Source organism: Bradyrhizobium sp. 142 (assembly GCF_023074015.1).
GTDB lineage: Bacteria > Pseudomonadota > Alphaproteobacteria > Rhizobiales > Xanthobacteraceae > Bradyrhizobium.
This window is the reverse complement of record NZ_JADPKQ010000334.1, coordinates 99,987-106,404: the sequence shown is the minus strand read 5'-3', so window position 1 is coordinate 106,404 and position 6,418 is coordinate 99,987. Positions and strand designations below refer to the sequence as shown.

Below are 6,418 nucleotides of genomic sequence, written 5' to 3'. Positions count from 1 at the left end.
GCCCCGAGACCCGCATAATCCACCGAACCGCCGTATACGGACCCGTACGTACGGTGGTGTGGGAGGGGCGACGCCGCGAGGCGTCCCCCTATCCCGATTGCGGCGGGCAACGTGCCGGCGCCCGTGGGCCTCAAACCACCTTCGCCGCTCTGAGCTCCGCGATCTCGTCCGCGGCGAAGCCGAATTCCTTCAGCACCTCGTCCGTCTGCTCGCCGAATTCCGGCGGCCGCGCCACCATCCTGCTCGGCGTGCGCGACAGCGTGACGGGCTGGCCGATCAGGCGGATGTCGCGGTTCTCCTCGTTCGGCACGTCTTGTGCGATGCCGAGATGCTTGACCTGCGCATCGTCGAACATCTGATCGATGGCGTAGATCGGCCCGCAGGGCACGCCGGCCTCGTTGAGCTCCCTGACCCAGGTCTCGGTCGACTTCGTCACCGTGCGCTTCTCGATTTCGGCATTGAGCGCGTCGCGGTTCTTGGAGCGTGCGGGTGCAGTCGCATAGTCGGGATGGCCAAAGAGCTCCGGCGCGCCGACCGCCTGCGCGCAGCGCTCCCAGATCCGCCCGCCGGTCGTTGCGATGTTGATGTAGCCGTCAGACGTCTTGAACACCCCGGTCGGGATGCTGGTGGGGTGGTTGTTGCCGGCCTGCTTGGCGACCTCCTTCTCCATCAGCCAGCGCGCGGCCTGGAAGTCGAGCATGAAGATCTGCGCCTGCAACAGCGAGGTCTGCACCCACTGGCCCTTGCCCGAGACCTCGCGCTCCAGCAGCGCGGTGAGGATGCCCATGGCGCAGAACAGGCCGGCGGTGAGGTCGGCGACGGGAATGCCGACCCGCATCGGGCCTTGGCCCGGCGCGCCGGTGATCGACATCAGCCCGCCCATGCCCTGGGCGATCTGATCGAAGCCGGGCCGCTTGTGATAGGGACCATCCTGGCCGAAGCCGGATATGCTGCCATAGACGATGCGCGGATTGATCTTGGCGAGGCTGTCATAGTCGATGCCAAGCTTCTTCTTCACGTCGGGCCGGAAATTCTCGACCACGACGTCGGCCTTGGCGGCGAGGCGCTTGAACACGGCGAGCCCGCGCTCGTCCTTCAGGTTCAGCGTCATGGCCCGCTTGTTGCGATGCAGATTCTGGAAGTCGGAACCGCGACGCGGCCCACCCGGCTGCTCGCCGCCGGCATCCTCGGTCAGTGCGTCGATCTTGACGACATTCGCCCCCCAGTCCGCCAGTTGTCGCACGCAGGTGGGGCCGGAGCGGACCCGGGTCAGATCGAGTACGTTGAAGCGCGACAGGGCTTCCGAGGCATGCGGAAAGGGCATCTTGAAAGGCTCCGGGACAGATTGCGGGCCTACCTTAGTGCCGAAAGATCGCGCGACAAGCCGGCCCGACGCCCATCCCGCCTGCCGAAATGCCATGCCTGATGCGGTGCCTGCGAGATCAGCGCGACAGGCGCTTCAACTCGGCACGCGCCTGCTCGGCCAGGGGATCATCGCCGTGGCGCGCGATGAAGAGCTCAAGGGCCTGCCGCGTTCCCTTCCGGCGGGCGGCTTCGTATTCCTCTGCCACCGCAGCGGCAGGATCGCGGGCCATCGGCATGGAGGGCGCGCGCGCCGCCTTGCCGCTGTCGTCGGCCTTGGCCTTCTCCACCATGACAGACAGTTCTCCGAAGGGTTGATGGGGCAGTCCGGCGAGTGCGATCAGGACGCCAAACAGACCGACCGGGAGTGAACGTCGTTTCATGAAACCCTGCAATTACGGGTGTTCCGGGAACGAAACCCTTATTCGCGTCCCGTGTGACTACGGGATTAATGGGCTAACAGCGCGTTATGCCTAGAGGTCCGATGGTCTCGCCCCATTTAAACCAAACGTTCAGCTCTCTACAATCATCTGTTAACGCCTCGAATAGGACGGGGCTCACTGATTCGGAGTTCCCCTTGGCTACCGCTGTCACGGTCACGAAGACCAACAACGCCGACATCGACGGCCTGCTTTCGGGCTACAAATGGTCGGGCACGATCACCTACAGTTTCCCGGATTCGCCGAGCGACTACGCCAACCCATACTCCGGCGGCAGCAGTGAGCCAACCACATCGGGCTTTGCCTCGGCGCCGACCCAGATGCAGGCGGCGATCAACTACGCGATCGGTTTGATCGACGGTTACACCAACGCCAACATCCAGTACGCCGGCACGAACGGCGGCGACATCATGATCGCTCAGTCGCCGGCGGCCAACCCGACCTCCTACGCCTACTATCCCAGCAACTATGCGTCCGGCGGCGACATCTGGTTCGGGACTCAATACAATTACTCCCTGGCCAAGCTCGGCAACTACTACTTCACCACCGCGCTGCACGAGCTCGGCCATGCCGTCGGCCTCAAGCACAGCCAGGAAGCCGGTGGTCCGGCCAACGTCGCAGTTCCGACGGCGCACGACGACAGCGAATACACCGTCATGAGCTATCGCAGCTATGTCAGCGCTTCGATCACGAGCGGCTACACCAACGAAGCGTACGGGTATCCGCAGACCTACATGGCCAACGACATTCTCGCGCTGCAGACAATGTACGGCGCAAACTTCACGACCCAGAGCAGCAACACCACCTATACCTGGAATCCGACCACTGGGCAGGAGTTCATCAACGGTGTCGGGCAGCTCGCGCCGGGCGGCGGGGTTGGCGGCTCGGCCAACCGCATCTACGAAACCATCTGGGACGGCGGCGGCGTCGATACCTATGATCTGTCGAACTACACGACGAACCTGAGCATCAACCTCAACCCCGGTGCATCATCGGTGTTCTCCAGCACGCAGCTGGCCTATCTCGGCGACGGCCATTATGCGTCCGGCAACGTCTACAACGCCTATCTCTACAACGGCGATGCGCGCTCCTATATCGATAACGCCATCGGCGGATCCGGCAACGATACGATCGTCGGAAATGGCATCGCGAACGTGCTGAAGGGCGGTCGTGGCACCGATACGCTGACCGGCGGGGGCGGCGCCGATACTTTTGTATTTGCGTTCGGCGATAGCCCAGCCGCGAATGGACAACATGATCGTATTACCGACTTTGCATCGAGGGCAGATAAAATCGACCTGAGCGGGATCGATGCTATCAGCAGCACGTCCGGTTACGATCTTTTCCATTTCATCGGTCGTTTGGCTTTTGATGGCTCTGCGGGTGAACTCAATTACAGCTACAACAGCTCGCTTGGCATCACCACGCTGCAGGGCGACACCAACGGCGATCGTGTCGCCGACTTTGCGATCGATCTCACGGGCAACATTGCGATAGGTGTTTCCGATTTGATCGGCGTTGCGGTTGTCCCCGCCGTCGTCGAGTCGTTTGGCGCGACGAGTCTGACACAGCTCGGGAGTAACTTTTACTTATATGCGAATGGTACTTCGTCGGGCCCCTCGCTTAAGAGCTCCGGAGTAAACTTTGTGGCAGGTCAATTCGGCAACTGGTTGCCGATCAGCGCGGAGCAGACGGTGAGCGGATACGAGGTCGCCTGGAAGGTCACCGGTTCGGACCTGTATTCGATCTGGACCACCGACAGCAGCGGCAACTTCATCTCGTCGACGGCGGCCTTGTCGAGCACCGATTACGTGCTGCAATCGGCGGAGCCGAGCTTTTACCAGGACCTGAACGGTGACGGACATATCGGCCTGACCACGACAGTCATCGAAGCGAATGGATCAACTCATCTAACCGAAGCCGGCAACCATTTCTTCCTATACGATAACTCTGGGGTGGGACCGTCGCTTAAAACCTCTGGGGCGGATTTTGTCGCGGGTCAATTCGGCAATTGGTTGCCGATCAGCGCGGAGCAGACGGTGAGCGGATACGAGGTCGCCTGGAAGGTCACCGGTTCGGACCTGTATTCGATCTGGACCACCGACAGCAGCGGCAACTTCATCTCGTCGACGGCGGCCTTGTCGGGCGCCGACTCCGTGCTGCAATCGGCGGAGCCGAGCTTTTACCAGGACCTGAACGGCGAAGGACATGTCGGCCTGACCACCACTGTGATCGCAAGTTCGAACGTGAACGATGCGACGGTCAACAATGATTACGTCGGCGATGAGAACAGCAAATTGATGATCGGCACTGCCGGGCGCGATACATTCACGTTCAACCCGAGCTTTGGCCAAAGCACTATCGCCAACTTTCAACCGGGCGTGGATGTTATTCAATTTTACCATACGATATTCGCAGACGTCGCCTCCATTGTTTCGCATATGGCAGACGACGAGCATGGAAACGCTGTCATTACAGCCGATGTCAGCGACATCGTAACGGTTCAAAATATGACGGCGGCTACTCTAGAGCAACATCTGAACGATTTTCATGTCCTTTGATTGACGTCTGAAAAGGTCCTCGCAGTCGCTATAACGCGTCCTGGTACAATATCCGGGCATCAGGCGAAATAATTTCCTCGCTATTTGAAAATCAGGATAGGCCGTGTGCAGTTCCAGTGCGCACATAATGGTGGCGCGAGAGGATCAATTAGGAACGATCTCAATTGCTGTCAGCAGACCCTATGGTCGTCATTCTGCTCGCAACTAAAAACGGGGCCGCCTTTCTTGAGGAGCAACTCGACTCTTATCGGACACAGACCTGTCGCAATTGGGAATTGCTGGTGTCCGACGACGCCTCAAGGGACGACACGATCAATATCATAGAACGGTTTGCAAGGGAGGTTCCTTAGCGGGTGGTTGTACGGCTAGGCCGCTGATCGGTTTCCGGCAGAACTTCGTGTCATTGGTCCGATCTGACGATGTCGATGGTGAGCTGTTCGCCTACAGCGATCAGGACCACGTCTGGTTTACCGAGAAGCTGGCAAAAGCCGTGAGCTGGTTTAGGACACGTTCAACCGATCAGCCGGCTCTGTTTACCCGAACCGAGTTGATGGACGAGGGCGGTACCGATTGGCTACTCACCGCTGTTCGTGCGCGCGCCAACCTTCCAGAATGCGCTGGTGCAAAACATCGGGAGGATACCATGGTGTTCAATCGGTCGCCGCGGCTGGTGCTTCGGGCCACGCCGGCCGACGTTTCAGCAGTGTCGCACGATTGGTGGACCTATCAGGTCGTGACGGGGAGCGAGGGCGCCGCGCATTACGATCGCCGGCCTTCTGTAGAAGCAACAAGGGTTCAATCTTCTTGGCGCGAATATTGGTCTGCGGGCGCGCAAGCGGGACAGGCTTGCGAGGCGCGCGGAAAGGGCATTCGGAAGGCTCCTGAAATAGGCAGGCCAGTCTGTGTGGAGTTACCTTTCGCGCAATTTACATAAATTGTCATGCCATGTACTTTGTCATCGTGCGGATATCGTGACCGACTGATTTTGCCGCACAGTATACCGAGCGAGACTGGGAGGACGGTCGAGTACCAGGTTCTGGCGCCTGACAAAGCCGTAGATCCGACGGCGAGAAACGATTGGCGAGAAGCCGATAGACAGATATAGGACATCCTAATCGCGCTATTCGAGGAAGGCGACGCGCGCGGCCGCAGTGAGTTGAGCGAGATGCAGAGTTTCGTTGTGGGAGCCACCGGCGTTGTCGGAGGCTATATTGTCGAGCATCTGGTTAGGTCCGGTGAAACGCCGCTGGCGCTGTCCCGGGGGCGGCACCGCAATTGCGGAGTAGAGTGGCTCCAGGGTGATCTCGCCGCGCCCGAGACCTGGAACCCACCTCCCTTCAAGACCTTGTATTGCACGGCGGAGGTTGGCCTGTTGGCCGATGCGCTGCCACGCATCTGTACAACGTCTTTGAAGCGCGTAGTCGCCTTCACCTCCACTAGCATCGTCACCAAGATCGACTCCGAGGTCGCATCAGAGCGCGAACTGCTGCAGCGCCTTGCGGAGGGGGAGAGGCGGCTGATCGCCACTTGCGAGCGCTACAATGTCGGTTGGACGATTCTCCGCCCGACCATCATCTATGCGGAGGGCCGCGACGGCAACATTTCGCGATTGGCGCGGCTCTGTCGACGGTTCGGGGTGCTGCCTTTGATGGGCAACGGCGCCGGGTTGCGGCAGCCCGTACACGCGGAGGACCTGGCGATCGGCGCCATTGCTGCGGCAGCAAGCGATGCGGCAGTCGGCAAGACCTACGCGCTGCCGGGCGGTGAGACGATCAGCTATCGTGAGATGGTCGGTCGGATTTTCGACGCGCTCGGTAAGCCACGCCGGATCATATCCGCGCCGCCGTTAATCTGGCGGGTGGCGTTTGCCCTAGCAAAGCCATTCCTTCCGGATGCAAATGCCGCGATGGGCGCGCGGATGGCAAACGACATGGTGTTCGATCCCGCGCCGGCGATCCGCGATTTTGGCTGGAATCCGCGGGGGTTTCATCCGCGATTTGAAGAGTAGGACAGATAGTCTAAGAGAACCCTATTATTTCCAGCGCGGCCGCGAGA

Annotated in this window: 6 protein-coding genes; 4 read left to right on the top strand and 2 right to left on the bottom strand. The window is 60.3% G+C overall.

All coding sequences use genetic code 11. The annotated features are described in order from the left end of the window. Positions 1-130 precede the first annotated feature (130 nt). Together IVA82_RS31840 and IVA82_RS31835 are read right to left on the bottom strand one after the other, a co-directional pair. The gene (locus IVA82_RS31840) at positions 131-1,324 is read right to left on the bottom strand and encodes a CoA transferase (protein WP_247391866.1); all 1,194 of its coding nucleotides are present in this window, start codon (positions 1,322-1,324) and stop codon (positions 131-133) included. 118 nt (positions 1,325-1,442) lie between these two features. Beyond that, positions 1,443-1,745 carry a hypothetical protein gene (locus IVA82_RS31835; protein ID WP_247391863.1) on the bottom strand — a complete coding sequence of 101 codons (303 nt, stop codon included), beginning with the start codon at positions 1,743-1,745 and terminating at the stop codon, positions 1,443-1,445. Positions 1,746-1,939: 194 nt separating this feature from the next. Here IVA82_RS31835 and IVA82_RS31830 point away from each other — a divergent pair, with 194 nt between their 5' ends. The 4 genes from IVA82_RS31830 to IVA82_RS31815 all read left to right on the top strand — a co-directional run bounded on the left by IVA82_RS31830 (position 1,940) and on the right by IVA82_RS31815 (position 6,371). After that, a complete protein-coding gene (locus IVA82_RS31830) occupies positions 1,940-4,363 on the top strand; it encodes a M10 family metallopeptidase C-terminal domain-containing protein (RefSeq protein WP_247391860.1) in 2,424 nt (807 codons plus the stop codon). A 182-nt stretch (positions 4,364-4,545) separates the two neighbouring features. Next, complete coding sequence (locus IVA82_RS31825; protein WP_247391857.1) at positions 4,546-4,713, top strand: glycosyltransferase; 168 nt, start codon at positions 4,546-4,548, stop codon at positions 4,711-4,713. Positions 4,714-4,760: 47 nt separating this feature from the next. Beyond that, positions 4,761-5,297 (top strand): hypothetical protein, encoded by a 537-nt coding sequence (locus IVA82_RS31820; protein WP_247391855.1) that lies wholly within the window; start codon positions 4,761-4,763, stop codon positions 5,295-5,297. 438 nt (positions 5,298-5,735) lie between these two features. Next, entirely contained in the window at positions 5,736-6,371 is a 636-nt protein-coding gene (locus IVA82_RS31815) for an epimerase (RefSeq protein ID WP_346658828.1), read from the top strand. Positions 6,372-6,418 lie beyond the last annotated feature (47 nt).

Bases quoted from the DNA above. Each gene is read 5' to 3' on its own strand.
- IVA82_RS31840 (WP_247391866.1), bottom strand. From the start codon at position 1,324: ATGCCCTTTCCGCATGCCTCGGAAGCCCTGTCGCGCTTCAACGTACTC.
- IVA82_RS31835 (WP_247391863.1), bottom strand. From the start codon at position 1,745: ATGAAACGACGTTCACTCCCGGTCGGTCTGTTTGGCGTCCTGATCGCA.
- IVA82_RS31825 (WP_247391857.1), top strand. From the start codon at position 4,546: ATGGTCGTCATTCTGCTCGCAACTAAAAACGGGGCCGCCTTTCTTGAG.